The sequence below is a fragment of the Arthrobacter sp. 01N444 genome (assembly GCF_056399305.1).
Genome location: NZ_JBFTRB010000003.1, coordinates 256,472 through 273,664 on the forward strand (window position 1 = coordinate 256,472; position 17,193 = coordinate 273,664).

Below are 17,193 nucleotides of genomic sequence, written 5' to 3' on the forward strand. Positions count from 1 at the left end.
ATTCTAGTCTGCGGTGTCGTGGTCCTAACCGCAGTGGTTGCCGCCCTTCTGCTGATTCCAAGCCAGGAACCAGTAGACGCAGGCGTGGCTGTGGTAGCGACTCAGGCCGCCCGACGGTCAGAGACGCCAACCACATCTTCAGCGGCACCGACCATAAGCGACACTCCAAGCTCGGACAAAGGCCCCCACACGCTTGACCATCGGTCCCTGGCAGAGTCGACAGCAACAGCGCTCTACACGTGGGATACGCGGACCTCGGCATATACGGACGTATACGCCCGCGTGCGTGGCTGGTGGATGGTGCTCGACGACGGGTCCAATCCTCTGAGCCTATACACGGCGCAGTTCGAGGGGACGGGCATCGATGCGGCAGCATTCGCACACCTGACCTCCCGAAAGGCCTACCGAACGTCGCGCGTCGTGGAGACCAAGTGCGACAGCGAACTCACCAAGTACGTGGAGCATCCGGCTCCCTGGCAGGGCCTCCACGTCTGCACCGTGACCGTCAGCGTGACTGATCGATCGACGTCGGACACGGGATCCACGCCCTACACGGTGCCCGTTAGCGTCGTTGCCAACTGTCCGCCTGCAGAATCCGCTCCCGGAGACCGATGCGCGCTGGTCGCCTTCTACACCGATTCCGCCAGGATCGTCTACTGATGGGCATCCGGAAGACAGTAGGTGTCCGGCTCATCGCGCGATCGATAGCGGCCGGCACGCTGGTTGTACTGATGGGTTCGGCGGCACTTGTCAGCGGATCGCTCGCTCTCGTCGGCTCTGGAATCTCGGGTGCGGGGGATGGTTGCATCTGGCCGGATCCATCCGATGGTGGGAATGCCACGGCTCTCCACGGGCGCATCGGCGGAGTTCTGACGGTCTCGGGCCCCAGCGGGACACCGATGACCCTCAGCATGCGGCAGCAGGAGGTCGCCAGGGCCTATATCTCGGTCGGGCGTGCCCTCAACGCGTCCGGGCAAGGAATCCAGATTTCAATCATGACGGCCCTTCAGGAATCGGGACTGCGGATGCTTGCGAACCCTGCAGTTCCGGAGTCCCTGGACTTTCCCAACGATGGTTTGGGCTACGATCACGACTCCATCGGCTCAGCCCAGCAGCGGCCCAGCGCCGGATGGGGACGCGTGCAGGATCTCATGCGTCCCGAGTACAACGCTGCCGCATTCTTCGGCGGCGCCAGGGGTCCCAATCGCGGCTCACCGCGTGGACTGCTGGACATTGGGGGCTGGGATCGGATGTCCCTCGGCGCGGCCGCCCAAGCCGTGCAGGTCTCGGCATTCCCAGAGCTTTACGACAGGTGGGAGCCGGTTGCCGCATCAATCATCTCCTCGTTGGGCGGCGAGGGCAGCGTTCCGTCGTGCGAAAGTCCCAAACAGGACAATGGCCGTCCAGCGCCAGTGATTCCGCCAGACCTGGATGACCAACGGCGCGCCATCCTGGGATTCGCCCAACAGGGACTCACCGGACGCTACGTCTGGGGAGGGACCGCCTTCAGGGCCTGGGACTGCTCCGGCTACGTGATGTGGGTCTACGCCCAGATCGGTAAACGACTTCCGCGCGTCGATCAATGGGTTGTGGGCACACCGACGACGGCGCCTCTGCCCGGTGATCTGGTGGTGCAGAACCCCGATGGCCCGGACCACTGGGGCCACGTGGGGATATACGCGGGCGGCGGGTTGATGTACAGCGCCCTAAACCCCAGCGTCGGAACGCTGCTCCATCCCGTCGACTGGAACCCCGGCAGCCGATTCTTCAGACTCCTGGGCTAAATCCGCTGACCCAAATCACGAAGGCGTCGCAGGTCATGCACGGCGGACCGAACGCGGCCATGGAGAACCAAGGGGCAGGTCTGCCGCCCTGGTTACAAACCTAAGAGGAGCAAAAGTCATGAAGTATTTAGCAGTGGACCCTGGAATCGTCCCCAACACCGATTTCCCGTTCTTGCAGTCCTTGAGGCAGATCGGTGGTGGCATCCTCGTCGGGGCGTTCATCGTCATTGCGATCGTCGCCGTCATCGGCGCAGCCATGCTTCTGGCCGGCAAACTCAGTCAGTCATCACGCCTGGCATCGGGCGGGGGAATGATCCTCTTATGGACCGGACCCGTGGCCGCAATCCTTGGCGGCATCAACGGCTACATCCTGTGGTCTCAGAGCGCTATTCAACTCGGGTTTTAGGGCGCCACCGTGCTGCCGAATCTATGTGAGCCCGGGAGCTGGTGGCCGCCGGGCTGCGGCTTGGTCTCACAAGCTCAGAACAGCGCCATCGCCGCGTTCAACGACTTTCTGGCCGGCATCCTTGCGTGTATCGCCACCTGGCTGTGGTCCTTCATCTCCGGCGCGTTCGGAGTGTCCAACGTCGATGACTCCCAGTGGGCCGCCGTCAAAGGTCTCACCGGCTGGTGGGTCGTAGTCATGGCGACACCCCTCGTCGTCGCCATGATTCTCCAACTGCTGTCCGGTCTCATCGCCCAACAATCGCGCCGGATCTGGAGAGCGCTAATAGGCGGTTTGGTGGCAATCCCAGCCGTGGGAGCCGCGATCTACGTGATGCAGACACTGACGCACGTGAGCGACGAAGCCTCAACAGCCCTTCTGGAAACCTTGGGCTCCGATCCGTACGTCGTCTTCATGCGCCTCTTCGGCTTTGAGCGAGCACCCGCAGGAGCCGCCAGCGAGTGGAAGCTCATCAGCGAGACGCTCCCTGCGACCCAAGCTGCAGCCAGCGGGACGTTGCTGATTACCGTCTTCGCCACACTGATCATCTGGATTCTTGCCTTCATTCTTATGTGCTCGATGATATTCCGGTCATTTGCCCTCATCGTCCTCGGAGCCGTTGCTCCCGTGGCTCTCATGATGATGCCGTGGGAGAAGACAAAGTCATGGATGGCACGCTGGTGCGAAGTAGTGGTTGCCTTGCTGCTGGCCAAGCCACTTGCCGCCACGGTGCTGGCCGTCGCAGTAAAGCTGTATGCCGATTCGACATCGTTCGCCGGCATCGCCGCAGGCGCAGTCGGAATGACAGTTGCCTGCGCGGCCCCTCTGCTGGCGCTCAAGCTGGTCGGATTTGCCGGGGGCGAACTTGCCGCGGCCGCGGGCGCCGCAGGTGGAGGTCATATCGCCCGCACGGCGGCCGGTTTCTCAGGACGCCAACTCGGGCAACAGATCCGTAGCCATCATTTTTCGTTGGGACACGGTAGAGCATCCGGGCCCTCGCTTGTTCCCTCAACTCCACAGCCAGTCATGGCAAGAGTCTCCAGGCCGGCCGCCACCAGCCCGAGATCTCCGGGTCAAGGAGGCTCGGCGCCCCTGGAAATGGTCTCGGGGCCATCAAGCTCCGGGGCGACAACGACCCGTGCGTCTGAGCGAGCTGACGCCGGATCCATTGCCAGCCGAGCTGCAACCCGCGGGCAGACGCCTAAATACGAGCCCGGCGCCGCCAAACGGTTCCCAGCCAAGACGCGTACTGCCCCTCCCGGGCCAAAAGCACCCGTGCAGAAACCTGAGACGCCGACGACGGTGATCCCACCACAGATTGGAGGCCACAATGACTGACGAAAGCAGGGCCCTGAGTCCTGTCAGCTTTCCGCGGCAGGAACGCCACGGAGTGCTGCTCGGGCTGCAGTGGTATCAGCTACTTTTCGCGGGCGCCGGCGTTCTCGCGGCATGCGTGGCTTCTGCTTCTGGGGGGCCTCAGCGGCTGTTTTGGACGAGTCCGCTCTGGCTCTCCCTTCTGTTCCTGGGTTTCCTGCAGTACGACAGGATCCCGTACCCGGTGTGGATCTTGACCGCTGCTCGATTCGTGGCCCGAATAGCAACCCACCAAACCACTTTTCTGGCGACCACCGAGACGCCTGTGGCTACGGGGTCGCTCGTCCTCCCGGGCGGACTGTCTTCATTGACGATCCACAAGACAGCCCAGGGTTGGTGCTTCGTCGTCGACAGCGAGGCGCGGGAAGCATTCGCTGTCATGAGGTGCCGGGCGACTGCCTTTGCTTTGCTGGAAGATGAAGACAAGGCCTATGCCGTCCAGGAATGGTCCCGTGTGCAAGCGAACCTTGCCAAACGTCCGGGTGTTGCCCGGATCGCGATTCAGGATTACACCGTCCAGTTCCCCGCCTCGGCGTTGGGGGAGTACTACAGCCGGCGGGTGGCGGCACGCAATTCGACTTCGCCCAGTACTGAGTGGGGGGACCGCTCTTACAAGGATCTCGTTTCGGCAGCCGGGGCTGCGAGCAGCCACGACATCCTTGTGACCCTAGTACTCGACACCACGCGCGCTCGCCGGAGGATCCGCGACGCTGGAGGTGGCGTTACCGGGACCGAGCAGACTATGCGATCAGAACTTGAGGCGCTGGCAACTGGACTCAACACGCACGGAGTGAACGTCGAAGAATGGCTCTCGGACAGACAGTTCGCGGAAGTTTTCAGGGGGGCGTTTGACCCATCTTCGCCCGTGGTCATCGGGAAACGGAAAGACGCCTTCAAGGGTATGGACCCCGCCCAGTCCGGACCAATGGGTATGGAGGAACACTGGACACATCTTCGAACCGACACCGGTTTCCACCAAACGTTCTGGGTTGCAGGATGGCCGCGGCAAAAGGTCTTTCCGGGCTTCCTTCATCCGCTCGTCTATGTCGGCGGCTTCCGTCACACCATTACGCAGATCCTCAGGGCCGTTCCCACAGACCGAGCTTTGAAGGACATCCGGTCCGCCCAGGAAGCCCACGAGACCAGGCGCCGGATCAACGCCAAGTTCGACCGCCCAACAACCCGTGAACAGCTCGCCGAGGAACAGGAAGTTCAGCAGCGGGAGGAAGAGATCGTTGCCGGCCACGGAGATGTCCGCCAGGCCGCGTATGTAACCATCACCGCCGCGACGCTGGAGGAACTGTCAAGATGCCGACAGGAACTGGAGTCCGCTGCTGCGAGCGCATTCGTCGACGTTCGACTGCTGGTGGGACAACAGTGGGCGGCGTTCATCGCGGGCGCGCTGCCCCTTGGCAGGGGACTCAAATGAAGCCGCAGAACAAAAGCGTCGAGTTCGTGTCCGCGGGTGAAACGCGGAGTGCGCGCCGGATACGGCGCCGAGGCCAGGGACATGACGGCGCTTTGCGGCAAATCTGGCACCGGCTGACGGACGAACCAACCGACGGCGGGTTGAATGCGCAACCCGGGAACCGTCGTCGTGGTCCGCACGAGATGGCCGGTCAGCATCGACTCCAGCCGTCTCCGCACCGCGCGTCCACAATGACGTTTGCGGCCGCCTACCCGTTTCTCACTGAGTCGGGGCTCGGACACGAAGGGACGTACATCGGCTCGGACGTGTTCGGTTCAGGGGCCTTCTCGTATGACCCGTGGATCCTCTATGACCGCGGAGTGATCAGTGGACCGTCCATCGTTGTGATCGGCACAGTGGGGACGGGCAAGTCGATGTGCGGCAAGTCGCTTGTGGCCCGCTCGATCACGCTGGGCCGCAAGGCTGCTGTTGCCTCGGATCCGAAGGGGGAGTGGGTGCGAGTTGCCCAGGCTGTCGGCGGCAAGGTGATTTCCGTTGGACCCGGGCGCCGGACACGCATTAACCCGCTGGACGCCGGACCTCGGGCGAGCGATCTGTCTAATGCCCAGTGGCAGGCCGTCGTGAGGCAGCGTCGCCGGCAGCTGCTCGTGGCCCTCGTGTCACTCATGCGTCAGGGTGAGCCCATGCTGCCGGTCGAACACACCGCGCTGGACATGGCATTGACCGAAGCTGTAGCAGCCAACGCGACCCCTACGCTTCCCATGGTGCTGGACCGCTTGCTGGATCCTGCCCCGGAAACGCGCAAGCTGGTAGGGCCCGACGGCGGCACATCAGTTGCGCACTCGCTTCGGCGCACCGTATCTGGGGATCTCGAAGGAATGTTCGATGCGCCTTCAACGGTCAAGTTCGACGCCGATGCTCCGATGATGGTGATGGACACCTCGGCGCTCATAGGAGCCTCTGAGCAGGCGCTCTCGCTGGCGGCGGCGTGCAGCGCCACCTGGCTGGAGGCGGCCATCACGAATCCGGATGGCGGCAAGCGGATCGTTGTGTACGACGAGGGCTGGCGGATGCTGGCGGACCCGTTCATGTTGGTCAAGATGAGCGAACAGTGGCGGCTGGCGCGAACCTATGGCATTGCGAGTCTGCTGATCATGCACAAGGTGGCAGACCTTAATGAAATAGGTGACAGCTCCAGCGGGCACCGCCAAAAGGCCTTGGGCCTGCTCACGGAGGCTGACACCCGGATTATCTACCGGCAGAAGCATGATTCCATGAGCCTGACGAAGCAGGCCCTCGGTCTCACTGCCGCCGAATGCCAACAAGTCGAAAACCTCCCTAAGGGCGTCGGTCTGTGGAAGGTGGGAAGCCGGTCCTTCATCGTCGCCAACCGTGTGACCACAGACGAGCTTGATGTCTTCACCACTGACCACAGGATGCTGGAATGAAATCCAGTCATCAGGATGAAATCCCTCTCCTCAACCTCGGGCTCCTCTTGCTGGCTGGCTACACCGCCACGTGCGCGCTGACGGAGTCGGCCACGAGCTTCGTGGCGCAGTGGCAATGCGGGCGTGGCATGGAGACCTTTCATGGTCCGTTGGCTGTCCTGGGACTGGTAACGGGAGACATAGGCGCCATTGGCCGAATACCGGACGGCTGCGCGATCGACATCGTCCTCGTCCGGTTACTGCTGTGTGCGGCGCTCGCCGTCTTGGCGGCCTCTGCCGTCGCTCTCTTGTTTGCGTGGCACAGCTGGCGACAGTCGGGCGCATGGCTTCGGCTGGAAATCCTGGGCAGAGACGGGATCGCGAAGAGGGCCGAGATCGTCCGGGAGTTTGGACGGCGCGCAGCGCTGCGGCGGGGACGCGTGACGCGGCCCGGTCTGCAACAGCTGCGGCTGGCAGATGTGTCGTGGACTCTCGGGACATCACGTGGCGTGAAGATCAATGTCTCCACCGAGGAATCAATGGTCATTCAAGGTGCGCCGCGTTCTGGCAAAGGCCTCTTCGTGGTTGTTAACGCCATTCTCGATGCGCCCGGCGCCGTTGTAGCAACGTCGACGCGCGCTGACAACCTCGCAGTCACCATGAAAGCCCGCGCCAGTGGAGGCCGCCCTGTGACCGTCTTCGATCCGCAGGGGATGTCAGGGCTCGGTTCGACTCTCCGCTGGTCACCGGTCCGTGGATGCGAGGACCCGGACATAGCCGTCCGGCGAGCGCTGGTGATCTCGGCCGATACCCAAATGACGGGCGAGAACGCCGCCTGGCAAAAACGTGCCCAGATCGTCCTGCAGACCCTCCTTCATGCAGCGGCTCTCTCCGGCGAGGGAATCAGAGCCTTCCGCCGGTGGTCATCCAATCCGGTGCTCGCTGCAGAGGCGTTGGAGGTCCTTCAGAGCCCGAAGGCGGCATTGGGCTGGCAGTCCGACCTGATGGGCATCCTCGAGGACGACCCGCGGAATACGTCGAACTCCTGGATCGGGGTCTCCGCTGCAGTGGCGCCGCTATCGTCCCCGAAGGTGCTCGCTGCCCTGGACCCGACAAATCCGGAGGACGAATTCGATCCCCGGACATTCATCCGCGAGCGCGGCACGCTCTACCTGATCGGCACCAAATCCGGAGCGGCCGCCGCAGGACCGTATCTGTCGGCCCTCATAGACGATATCGACGCGACAGCCCGAGAAATGGCCTTCACGGCTGCCGGCGGCAGACTCGATCCACCGCTGTCGCTCATCCTCGACGAGATCGCGAACCTCTCGCCCTGGCCAGGTCTACCGGTGACCTTGTCGGACGGAGGCGGAATCGGAATCTCCACCATGGTCGTTCTCCAGTCCTTGTCCCAAGCACGTTCGGGCTGGTCCATCGAGGAAGCCTCCACCATCTGGGAATCGGCCATCATCAAAGTCATTTTCGGTGGTGGATCCGACGAACGCGACCTGCGGGATCTTGCAGCGTTGATTGGGGAGCGGCAGTTCACTTACAGGACTCGGTCCTGGTCCTCTCAAGGACGGCAGACTGGTGAGCAAATCCGGGACATGCCTGTCATTGCCCTGCACGAGATCCGCCGTCTCCCGCCCGGTACAGCCCTGATGTTGGGGCGTCGAACACGGCCGATCCTCTTGGATCTGCGCGGCTGGCATCAACGGAAAGATGCGGCAGACCTGGGACGGTTCAAGCGGGAGGCTGAGGAAGCCCTGGCGTTGGGCCATGCCGCCCATCTCGCGCCTGTCGAGAAGGCTCCCGATGGGACAGCTTGATAATGACGGCGACCCGCTGGCCCTGCTCTTTGACGAACTTGCGCCGGCGCCGCAGGGGACAACGACTCCGACGCACAGATGGCGTGACCTTGATCCGCTCACGGTCAGAACGGCGTGGCTGGAGTTGGACCGCTGGGTGCGCTGGTTCGTTTCCACGTACCGGCTGTCTTCGTCCGTGGTACCAGACTGCTGGTGGAGACATTCCGAACTAGTTGCGGAACTCTACGCCTTGCAGCGGGCGGAGCTGGCGTCCTTTGGGGAGTCGGACTCAGGGTTCGGGCCGCTGGGGTTCCACGAACGAATCCCGCTGGCTGTCGAGCGCCTCCGTACCCACACCAAGGCGATTGGTTGTGTCGGGTTGCAGGCCCACCGGGAGCTCAGTCCACGGGCGATGCCTGAGCCCGGTTCTGAGTTTCTGTCCTGGATTGCCGAGCCGCACCAAGTACGCACTGTGTCGTCAGATCATGTCACCAGCCCGGGTGCGACGTATGGATAGGTGTCCGGCCTTAGCAGGTGCGGACACAGACTGAGAAGCAACGGAGGTGGCTGTCGTGGCCCCTAACAGAGCTGCTGCGCCTGACGGCGAGACGAGCCGTAGGCGCTCTGGCCGTGGTGTGGAAGTGAGCCCAGAAGCCCGCATCGTTCAGCTGACTGACCAGTTGCACGCCGTTCTGGAAGGGGCGATTTCATCGCCTAGCCGATGGCATCAACTCCTGGATACTTCGGCCACGCTGTGGCGGTACTCTGGCGGGAACGTGGCCCTGCTGATGGCGCAACGGGAAATGCTCGGGCTGCAGCCGCCGACGTTGGTGGCCGGATACCGCGAGTGGCAACGGCATGGCCGCACGGTGGTCAAAGGGGAGCACGCGCTGTGGGTGCTGGCTCCACGAACCGCGCGCAAAGTCTCCCAGTTATCTGAGGGGACCGTGGGCGACAAGGTTGACGGCAGGGGAGCAGAGCCGCCCGTAGCCGATTCCGGAACTGACCGGAAGATAGTCGGCTGGCGAGGCCAGGCGGTCTTCGATGTCTCCCAGACGGAAGGCGAGCCCATCTATGTGCCGCGTCCCGGCGTCGGAATGACGGATATTCCTGCGGGACTTTGGGGGGCTCTGGTTGAGGCTGCGGAACGCCGCCGTTTCGTCGTGGACGTTTCGGACAGCCAGCGGTCCATGTCGAGCGGGTACGCCGATTTTGCGGATCGCCGGATCCAGGTAGGTGCGTGGCTTGGCAGGGAGGACGCCGCGGCCGTCCTGGCGCACGAGCTCGGACATGTGTATCTCCACGGCCCCGACGACAAGGTTGGAAAGCTGTACGGGAGCGGACTGCAGCACCGTGGACTCGCCGAGGTGGAAGCCGAGTCTGTGGCTTACACGGTTCTACGCGCCCACGGCATCGACCGTGGGCCTCAGTCATCGAGCTATTTAGCTGGCTGGGCCGACAGAGTCATCGACGTTGAACGGACCGGGACGTCCGGAACCGGGGAACCGGCGGGCCACTTGACGCGGATGGATGTCGCTCGGTCGACTCTCGGCCGGGTGACTGCAACGTGCCGCGACATTCTTGAGATCACTCGTCCTGCCGGAGCAGGCGGGAAGCTGACGGCGCTTCAGTCATCGCTAGTTGATGCGAGTGTCGATTCCCATCCCGTTGCTGTAACGCCGAGCCCTGCCCCCGCAGGCCTTCGCGCTACATGATCCCCTAGATTTCCAGTCGGACTGGCCGCCTGGAAACGAGAAAGGTAGGCACCAACCATGGGCACCAGAATCCCGGTTTCCATTTCCGGCAACCTCGTCGCCGATCCGGAACTCACCTACGGCGAGTCAGGGGTTGCCCACGCGAAACTACGCGTGGCCGTGAATCAGCGACTGCAGAATCCTGACGGCTCCTGGCGGGACGGAGAACCGCTCTTCCACAATGTGTCGGCATTCCGTGCGCTGGCAGAGAATGTGGCCAATTCCCTAAAAAAGGGGGACCCCGTTGCCATCGGCGGAGAGATGGAATTCCGCCACTACGACAAGGATGGGGTGCAGCACGAGGCGCATCGCATCGTTGCCGACACAGTTGGGCCCGACCTTCGCTACGGAACGGTCGCATTTCAGCGAACTCCCAAGGCGAGCACCGATGTGTTTGCCGGCCCCACAGGTCCTGCGCAGCGGGACTTACAACCGGGTCAGGACTGGGGAGCTGCTGCGCAGGGACATTCGTCAGTTCCGACGGGAGTCGGACACTCTGCACAGGGGCTTCAGCTCTAGCCAAAGGGAAGTAGTCCGCTCTTGCTCTGGACATGTCCAGAGCAAGAGCTGTTCAATAGTGGCTAGTCGTCGGGCTGCTTCTTCCAGGGGAACGGTCCATAAACGCCAGGCGGAGGCTTTGGTTGGCCGGCCGCTGCAAGGATGGGATGCAAATGGAAAATCCTTCATTCGTTCTCGGCTCAACGCCGGCGGAGAGTGCGGCCCAGGCTTTCAGCTCCCTTAGACTCCCAAACCATCTGACTCTCGAACGGCTCGTCTCGATCGTGGAATCTCTCCGCCGCCGACCCATTGAGATAGACGTCGCGGATGGCCTAAACGGGGGATCCGTCTGCGGGCTTTGGCTGTCTACGGATACGAAAGAAATCATTCTCCACGCGGCCACTGCTTCTGCGCTCCACCGCCAGCAATTCGTTCTTCACGAGCTGGGCCATATGGTTCTGCGCCACGATGAGGTGGGCGTGCCGGTCGACTACACGAGCAGCGTCTTCCCCAATCTTCCGGGTCAGATGGTGCGGCGAGTTCTCATGCGGAGCAGTTTTGTAGATCAGATTGAGGCGGCTGCGGAGACACTCGCCGACCTCTTTGCCGCCGCCATCCGGGATAGCGCTCAAGAACCCAGGTCGTTCGAAAGGGTATTCGGGTGATCCAGGCCATCGCCGCCGCGGTCATTTGGGGACTGGTTCTGTGCCTCTTGCCAGGGATCAGGCGGCGAACGGACCACAGCATAGTAGTTGCCGCGGTGACGATAGCTTCCGCGCTGACACTGAACATCGATCCCGTGTATTTGGCTGGGGATGCAGTCTTTGGTGGTCGCAACGTTCTGGATCTGTGCTCGAACATCCTGATGGTGGTGGGAATTTACTTCCTGTCGAGAGCGATTCTCCGCGCTGCCGACGCGAGCGAGGCGCCCGCACTTTCTTACAAATTCGGTCTGGCGGTCCTTGGCGTTGTGGTGGCGGCCCTCGTTGTCAGCTTTAGTTTGGTCGATGCTCCCCGAACATCGACGGGCTTCATGAGGGTCTATGGCGACCAATGGTCGGCGGCTATCTACTCGGCGGTGCAGTTTGTGTACATCGGTGTAGTCGTCGGTGTCACGGGCTACACGTGCTTCAGGTTCCGTGGAGACATGACGAGGCCGTACTTCCGGATTGCCTTCACTCTGATCGGCGTGGGCTGCGCGCTGGCGATTGTTCTGGTCTTGGCCGTCCTTGGAATGGACACGTTCCATCTGCTTGGTGACGTGGACTCTATGAGTGCCCTCTCAGCCGTATATGACGGCGCAGTGCTGGGAGCCATGATCTTTCTGTGCGCGGGCCTGGCATTGCCGCCGGTTGCTCGCCGCATTGGGCGAAGGACCCGAGCGAAAACAGAACCCGTCCTGGTCAATGACCTCACTGAAATCTGGGAAAAGACCACGGGGACTCGGACGGAGCTTCGGCTTGAATCCGGCGCAATTGTTGCCGATGAGCGTGAATCCGCGAGGTGGCGTCTCCATAGAATGCTCGTGGAGACCCAGGACGCACTACTCGTTGATCCATCACTTGCTAGGTTATTGAGCGATCGGGAAATTCAGGTGCTGGCGCGAGTGGAGGAATATTTAGTGGTTCGCCAAAGCCCGGGTCCGCATGGAAGGCAGCTGGGGGACATCGAAAGGGGGACCGCACTTCGTGACGGACACAGCTGGCGAGCCACTCGAGACGCCCCAAGCCAAACTCGCTCGCAAGCTCAACCTCCTGCTTGATTTGTTTGAGGCCCAAGGTTCAGAGCCTTTGACCTATCCGCAGATCAACCACCACATGGCTCAGCGCGGGACGCCCTTGTCGCGCTCGCGGTGGGCCTACATGCGCAGCGGCGACAGCTCACTGGCGACCGATGCGGCCCTGCTCAGGAATCTCGCCGAGTTCTTCGGCGTCGATTCAAATTACCTGTTGGACCAAACCGACGAAGTTCCCGATCTGGTTGATGCCCAGTTGCAACTCTTGCGCACAATGCGGGAGGCTCGAGTTCGAAACTTTGCCGCAAGGCAGCTGCAGGGCATCTCCCCGGAGACCTTGGTGCGTCTTCGGAAAGTAATCGACGAGCGATTGGGAGGTGGGGGTGACGACGGCGGTTCATAGGTTCCTGCTAGGGCTGGCGGCAGCCGGGGTAGTCGGCGCCTCAGCTGCCTTTCTGGGTGCTGCCTACTTCGCACGCCAGGTTGTCGTGCCTAAGACGACACGGAAGGAGGACCTTCCTATCCGACGGGTGTTCGATGGAACTGACGGCGAACTGTTGGTTGAACTTCCGGCCTCGTCACAGACAACAGCGCCGGGCCGATACAGCATTTGGTTCGCCACGGGCTCAGGACATGCCTGCATAGGACCAGTGGTCGCGAACGATCCTGACGCCGGTACTGTCACTCGAGTCGTGGAGCGGGTCGATTCGGGTGATCTTCGTGCCGCAAAAACAGGGATCTGGAGTGCCTACGTTTTTTCGAAGGCCGAACAACTCGAGTTGCCCTTTTCTGAGGTCGAGATACCGGTGGAAGGTGGCGTAGCGCCGGCGTGGAAGTTTGACCCGGCGGAGACGTCGGCAAGGCCAAATGCCTGGGCCATCCACATCCATGGAATGGGCGGAAAGAGGGGTGGTGCACTTAGGGGCGTTCCGGTGGCCCAGCGGCTGGGCTTCACGTCGTTGGTTGTTTCGTTCCGAAACGACGGGGAAGCCCCGCCATCCGTTGACGGTCGGTACACCCTTGGTCAATCAGAATGGCTCGACGTCGACGCGGCTGTGCAGTATGCCGTTGACAACGGGGCGCAACAAATTGTCCTTTTCGGGTGGTCTCTTGGCGCGTCCATTGCCCTACGCCTTGCGGATCTGTCCGACCACTCGGACCGCATAGTCGGGTTGGTCCTAGATGCGCCTGTAATCGACTGGACCACGACTCTAATCGAGAACGCCGGCGCAAGCGGACTTCCACGCTCAATTACAGCCCTCGGTCTCCGTGTCCTTAAATCGCCGAAGATGCGGTGGGTTGCCGCCCTGAAGGATCCAATCGACCTCACACAGCTGGATTGGATGACCCGAGCTTCAGAGATCAAGAAGCCCGTTCTCATCCTGCATGGGCTGGGGGACCCCTCAACGCCCTTTCATGTGTCGCGGCAAGTCGGCGATCTTCGTCCGGATGTAGTCCACGTCGTTTCCTTCGACACCGCTGGCCATTCGCACGAGTGGAATTTTGACACTGAACGATGGGAGGACGCTGCAGCGGCTCTGTTGGAATCGAACGACAATTTCCATGACGCAAAGGAAAGCTAAACGCAAATTCGATGCCAGGGGGCGGCAAGTTTCTCCGAAGGGTCGATTGATCGAGAAATATATATTGTTCAAGCCAATTCAACGGCTGATGGGAAGCGTACGAAAAAGCGTGTACTAAGCGGACGAGGCCGCCGGCTTTCTGCAGGGCTGCAGCGTCGGCCGCGACGTAGCTCCCCAAGACTGCGGGCCGGTGGTGCTAATCTGTGACGGCCCGCAGACGCGAGCCAAACCTTTTCCCCGGGGGAACCATGACCGACCCGAATTTTCCGCCGCAGTACGGCCAGCCAGGGCCGCAGCCCTATGCCCAGCCAGGGCCGCAGCAATTCGGGCAGCCCCCGTACGAACCCCCTCCGGGCCAGCGGCACCAGACGCCGGCGCCCCCCAAAGGGCCCCTTTGGAACATCGTTCTGGGTCGTCGGCAGCCTGTTGGCCGTGGTCCTGCTGATCAACGCCTTCGCCGGACAAGGTGAGGGCGTACTGGTCATCGCCGGGCTCGTGGCGCTCTTTACGGCGGTGTACTCCCTGGTGTTCAAGCGCCGGTCCTGGCTAGGCCTGCCCCATCAGGGGATTGCCACCGCTGTCCTCATGGGGGGACTTGTCTGCGCGATGCTCGGCGTCGTGGCCGGCGTCGCCGGCGTGGGTGCGGGCAAAGGCCCCGCAGGCGGCACCGACGCCCGCACCCACGGTGACGGTCACGGCTGCGCCGGCGACCAGCAGCCAGCTGGAAACTGATGCGGCCGCGAAGCTGAAGGCGCGCGAGGACGCGGTCGCCAAACGGGAAGCGGCCGTCACCACCGCCGAACAGACTCCCGCGGCCAAGAGGTTCGGGCAAGGCACGTGGACGGTCGGGACCGACATCGAGCCGGGGACCTACAAGACCGCCGAGGCGCTGACCTGCAGTTGCTACTGGGCCATCACCAGGACCGGCTCCAACGGCGGGGACATCATCGAGAACGACAGCGTCGACGGCGGATTCCCGATGGTTACGCTGACCAAGGGTCAGACGTTCGAGTCGAGCCGCTGCGGGGACTGGGTCAAGCAGTAGCCGGCCGCGGCCACTGGCCGCACCCACATAAGAGGCCCTCGCCGGCGTTGCGCGGCACGAGCGCGAAAAGCGTGAGCTGGTCGCCGCCATGGTAAATGACTTCCTTGCCACCCGCGCCGCGCCCTTGCCGACCGAGGCCACTGTCCGTGCCGACGAGCTGGTCGTCAACACCGTGCTGGAGGCTGTCGACGTGCGCTGGTGGTCGCACAGTCCGGTGCGCGAGGTCTTCGTCGTCACAGCGATCGAGCCCGCCGAGAACAACATGCTGGCCGTGACGTTCTCGACCAAGTACGGCATGGAGCGCACCCGTCTTGTCCGCCCTGACCGCCGCCTCCTCATGGCGGCCACGAGCTAGTTACGGCGGGGTTCCAGGCCAAAGGAACGTGCCGCTATTGGAAGCCACGGTTTTTGCGGCGTGGCGCATGTAATCTGGCTTCGACACTTCTACCTTTGGGGAACCTTGACCGAGAACATCCCCCGGTACCGCCGGCTCCGGAGCACCCGCACGCCAACTGGCCTCAGCCCGCCCAGGGCAATTACCCGTCCCATGGTTCTTACGGTCCCGTCCCGGGCAATCAGCCGCCGTATGGCCCGCCTCAGCCGCACACGCAGCAGCCATACGGCCAGCAATCGTACGGACAGCCGCAGTACGCGCACTATCCGCCCTATCCGTCCGCCCCGCAGTGGGGCCAGCCGCCACGACCGAAGTCCTCCGGCTACCGGCTCGCTGCGGGCATCGTCGGCATCGTTCTGGGCTTCTTCATTCTGCTCGCGCCCGGGCCTGGATTCTCGGGCAACGTAATTGCCGGGTTCCTCTTGCTCGTGGCTGCCACGGGCAACATCACGGCAGGCATCGTCCTGCTAGCCATGCAACGAGGCACGACCCGCGGCGCCCCCATCACCTCGATCAGCTTCGCCGGTTTCGGACTGCTGACGGCCCTCCTGGCGATTCCGTTCGCCGGCGGAGCTATTTTCTTGTTCACAGTCATCCTGGCGACCCCCGTCATCGTCGTCATGAGCATGGGCCTGTCGCGGGAGATGCGCGCGAGCTGAACCCTGACACACGAAAGGCCCCGATCCGCGTTCGAACGGACCGGGGCCTTTCTGGTGCCCGGTCAGTAAAGCCGGAAGGAGGGCTCGCTGTGCCAGTAGGCGGCGAAGCTGCCCGGTCAGACGCCGCCGTGGTCTTGCACCGGCCGGTGGCCGCGGTGGCCTTAGCCATCCGTTGCTGCAGTTTCCGCTGGGCATTCCACAGCTCCTGCTGGAGCCTGGAGAGCTCGGCCTGACCGACCCGGTTGCCTTTCGAGTCGGTGTACTCCTGGCAGTGGGACGGTTCCTGCATGGCGCCGATCGGGCCGTAGGCGACGTGCCAGGATGGTTCCACGTCTTCCTCCTGGGCGTATTCGTTGGTGCCCATGATGACGCCGCCGGTGTTCCGGGTTCACGGTCTTGAGCCGGTCGAAGAAGGCGGTGCCGGCCACTGAGGCGTGCGCCCGGTCCACGGCACCGCGGTTCTCGCTGGTGCTCCAACCGGACCGTGTTGAAGTCTTTGTCGAACACCACGGACCCCTCGCCGGCCGGAAAGCTGGTGGTGCGGTTGGGCGGGAAAGGCAGGTTCGCCTTCAGTACCCGGACGGCTTGCCGGCGCGGGGGAGTCCGAGCCGCCATCGACGTCGTCAAGGAACTCCTCGGTGAACGCCGGCTTCGCCGCCCGGCTCCGACAGGGCCGGTCCTGGTGGGCGTACAGCTCATCCCACTTGGCCTTCGTGTCTTTGCGCAGCGCCTCCGTGTAAGCGGCCGGGTAGGTCTGTTCTTTGCGGTCAGGCCCTTCCAGAACTCCTGGGTTTCCCCGAAGACGCGGGCCTTGTGGTCTTGCACGCTCCACTGCACGGCCTGGCGGACGGCGGCGAATTCGGCGGACGGGAGGATGATCTCCCGTGTTCGGTTTCCCAGTGGCCCATGACGGCTTCCTTTCTGATCTCTTTGCCTGTCTGTGTGCCGCGATGGCCGGCCATGGGGCGCACGCCACTTTCGCTGGTGGCCGCCTGTGGTTACGCATATGTCTGGAGTGATCCTTGTCCATGCGTCCCGCTCGGAGCACCATAGAGGAATTCGCCCTGCGACATTCCGGCGATCAAATCGAGGGGCTACATGGGTATCTTCGACAAAACGGTCAGTACAGCGCATGAAAACGCTGCGTCGGAAGAGGCCGCAAGGGCGGTGTGGCTGGGAAGGAGCGGGACTGTGGAAAGTGCAGCCCGGGAGCACACCGCCCAACGCGCTTTCCAGGAAGCCCGGAACTGGATGAAAA

General features: G+C 62.9%; 17 protein-coding genes. All 17 read left to right on the top strand.

Translation table 11 applies throughout. The annotated features are described in order from the left end of the window. The first annotated feature begins 297 nt into the window (after positions 1-297). Complete coding sequence (locus tag AC1DKN_RS05570; protein WP_476870638.1) at positions 298-660, top strand: hypothetical protein; 363 nt, start codon at positions 298-300, stop codon at positions 658-660. A gap of 335 nt (positions 661-995) precedes the next feature. Further along, positions 996-1,784 (top strand): C40 family peptidase, encoded by a 789-nt coding sequence (locus tag AC1DKN_RS05575; protein WP_476870639.1) that lies wholly within the window; start codon positions 996-998, stop codon positions 1,782-1,784. A gap of 118 nt (positions 1,785-1,902) precedes the next feature. Beyond that, positions 1,903-2,190, top strand: coding sequence for a hypothetical protein (locus AC1DKN_RS05580; protein WP_476870640.1), 288 nt, complete (start codon positions 1,903-1,905; stop codon positions 2,188-2,190). A 60-nt stretch (positions 2,191-2,250) separates the two neighbouring features. After that, positions 2,251-3,567: a type IV secretion system protein gene (locus AC1DKN_RS05585; RefSeq protein WP_476870641.1), complete on the top strand. Its 1,317-nt coding sequence runs from the start codon at positions 2,251-2,253 to the stop codon at positions 3,565-3,567. Then, positions 3,560-5,032, top strand: a complete 1,473-nt coding sequence (locus AC1DKN_RS05590; RefSeq protein ID WP_476870642.1) for an SCO6880 family protein — start codon at positions 3,560-3,562, stop codon at positions 5,030-5,032. Before AC1DKN_RS05585 ends, AC1DKN_RS05590 begins: the two co-directional genes overlap by 8 nt. Next, positions 5,029-6,480 carry an ATP-binding protein gene (locus AC1DKN_RS05595; RefSeq protein WP_476870643.1) on the top strand — a complete coding sequence of 484 codons (1,452 nt, stop codon included), beginning with the start codon at positions 5,029-5,031 and terminating at the stop codon, positions 6,478-6,480. The genes AC1DKN_RS05590 and AC1DKN_RS05595 overlap by 4 nt, the downstream gene beginning before the upstream one ends. Beyond that, the gene (locus AC1DKN_RS05600; protein WP_476870644.1) at positions 6,477-8,288 is read left to right on the top strand and encodes a type IV secretory system conjugative DNA transfer family protein; all 1,812 of its coding nucleotides are present in this window, start codon (positions 6,477-6,479) and stop codon (positions 8,286-8,288) included. The genes AC1DKN_RS05595 and AC1DKN_RS05600 overlap by 4 nt, the downstream gene beginning before the upstream one ends. A 620-nt stretch (positions 8,289-8,908) precedes the next feature. After that, positions 8,909-9,982 carry an ArdC-like ssDNA-binding domain-containing protein gene (locus tag AC1DKN_RS05605; RefSeq protein ID WP_476870645.1) on the top strand — a complete coding sequence of 358 codons (1,074 nt, stop codon included), beginning with the start codon at positions 8,909-8,911 and terminating at the stop codon, positions 9,980-9,982. A gap of 57 nt (positions 9,983-10,039) precedes the next feature. Beyond that, positions 10,040-10,540, top strand: a complete 501-nt coding sequence (locus AC1DKN_RS05610; protein WP_476870646.1) for a single-stranded DNA-binding protein — start codon at positions 10,040-10,042, stop codon at positions 10,538-10,540. A gap of 152 nt (positions 10,541-10,692) precedes the next feature. Continuing rightward, positions 10,693-11,184, top strand: a complete 492-nt coding sequence (locus AC1DKN_RS05615; protein WP_476870647.1) for a hypothetical protein — start codon at positions 10,693-10,695, stop codon at positions 11,182-11,184. Beyond that, positions 11,181-12,281: a hypothetical protein gene (locus AC1DKN_RS05620; RefSeq protein ID WP_476870648.1), complete on the top strand. Its 1,101-nt coding sequence runs from the start codon at positions 11,181-11,183 to the stop codon at positions 12,279-12,281. The genes AC1DKN_RS05615 and AC1DKN_RS05620 overlap by 4 nt, the downstream gene beginning before the upstream one ends. Positions 12,282-12,309: 28 nt before the next feature. Next, positions 12,310-12,657, top strand: a complete 348-nt coding sequence (locus AC1DKN_RS05625; RefSeq protein ID WP_476870649.1) for a hypothetical protein — start codon at positions 12,310-12,312, stop codon at positions 12,655-12,657. Between the two features lie 247 nt (positions 12,658-12,904). After that, a complete protein-coding gene (locus AC1DKN_RS05630; protein WP_476870650.1) occupies positions 12,905-13,837 on the top strand; it encodes an alpha/beta hydrolase family protein in 933 nt (310 codons plus the stop codon). Between the two features lie 432 nt (positions 13,838-14,269). After that, positions 14,270-14,569, top strand: a complete 300-nt coding sequence (locus tag AC1DKN_RS05635) for a hypothetical protein (RefSeq protein ID WP_476870651.1) — start codon at positions 14,270-14,272, stop codon at positions 14,567-14,569. Continuing rightward, positions 14,523-14,882: a hypothetical protein gene (locus AC1DKN_RS05640; protein WP_476870652.1), complete on the top strand. Its 360-nt coding sequence runs from the start codon at positions 14,523-14,525 to the stop codon at positions 14,880-14,882. The genes AC1DKN_RS05635 and AC1DKN_RS05640 overlap by 47 nt, the downstream gene beginning before the upstream one ends. Positions 14,883-14,970: 88 nt before the next feature. After that, positions 14,971-15,237: a hypothetical protein gene (locus AC1DKN_RS05645; protein ID WP_476870653.1), complete on the top strand. Its 267-nt coding sequence runs from the start codon at positions 14,971-14,973 to the stop codon at positions 15,235-15,237. A gap of 95 nt (positions 15,238-15,332) precedes the next feature. After that, complete coding sequence (locus AC1DKN_RS05650; protein ID WP_476870654.1) at positions 15,333-15,935, top strand: hypothetical protein; 603 nt, start codon at positions 15,333-15,335, stop codon at positions 15,933-15,935. Positions 15,936-17,193: the final 1,258 nt, after the last annotated feature.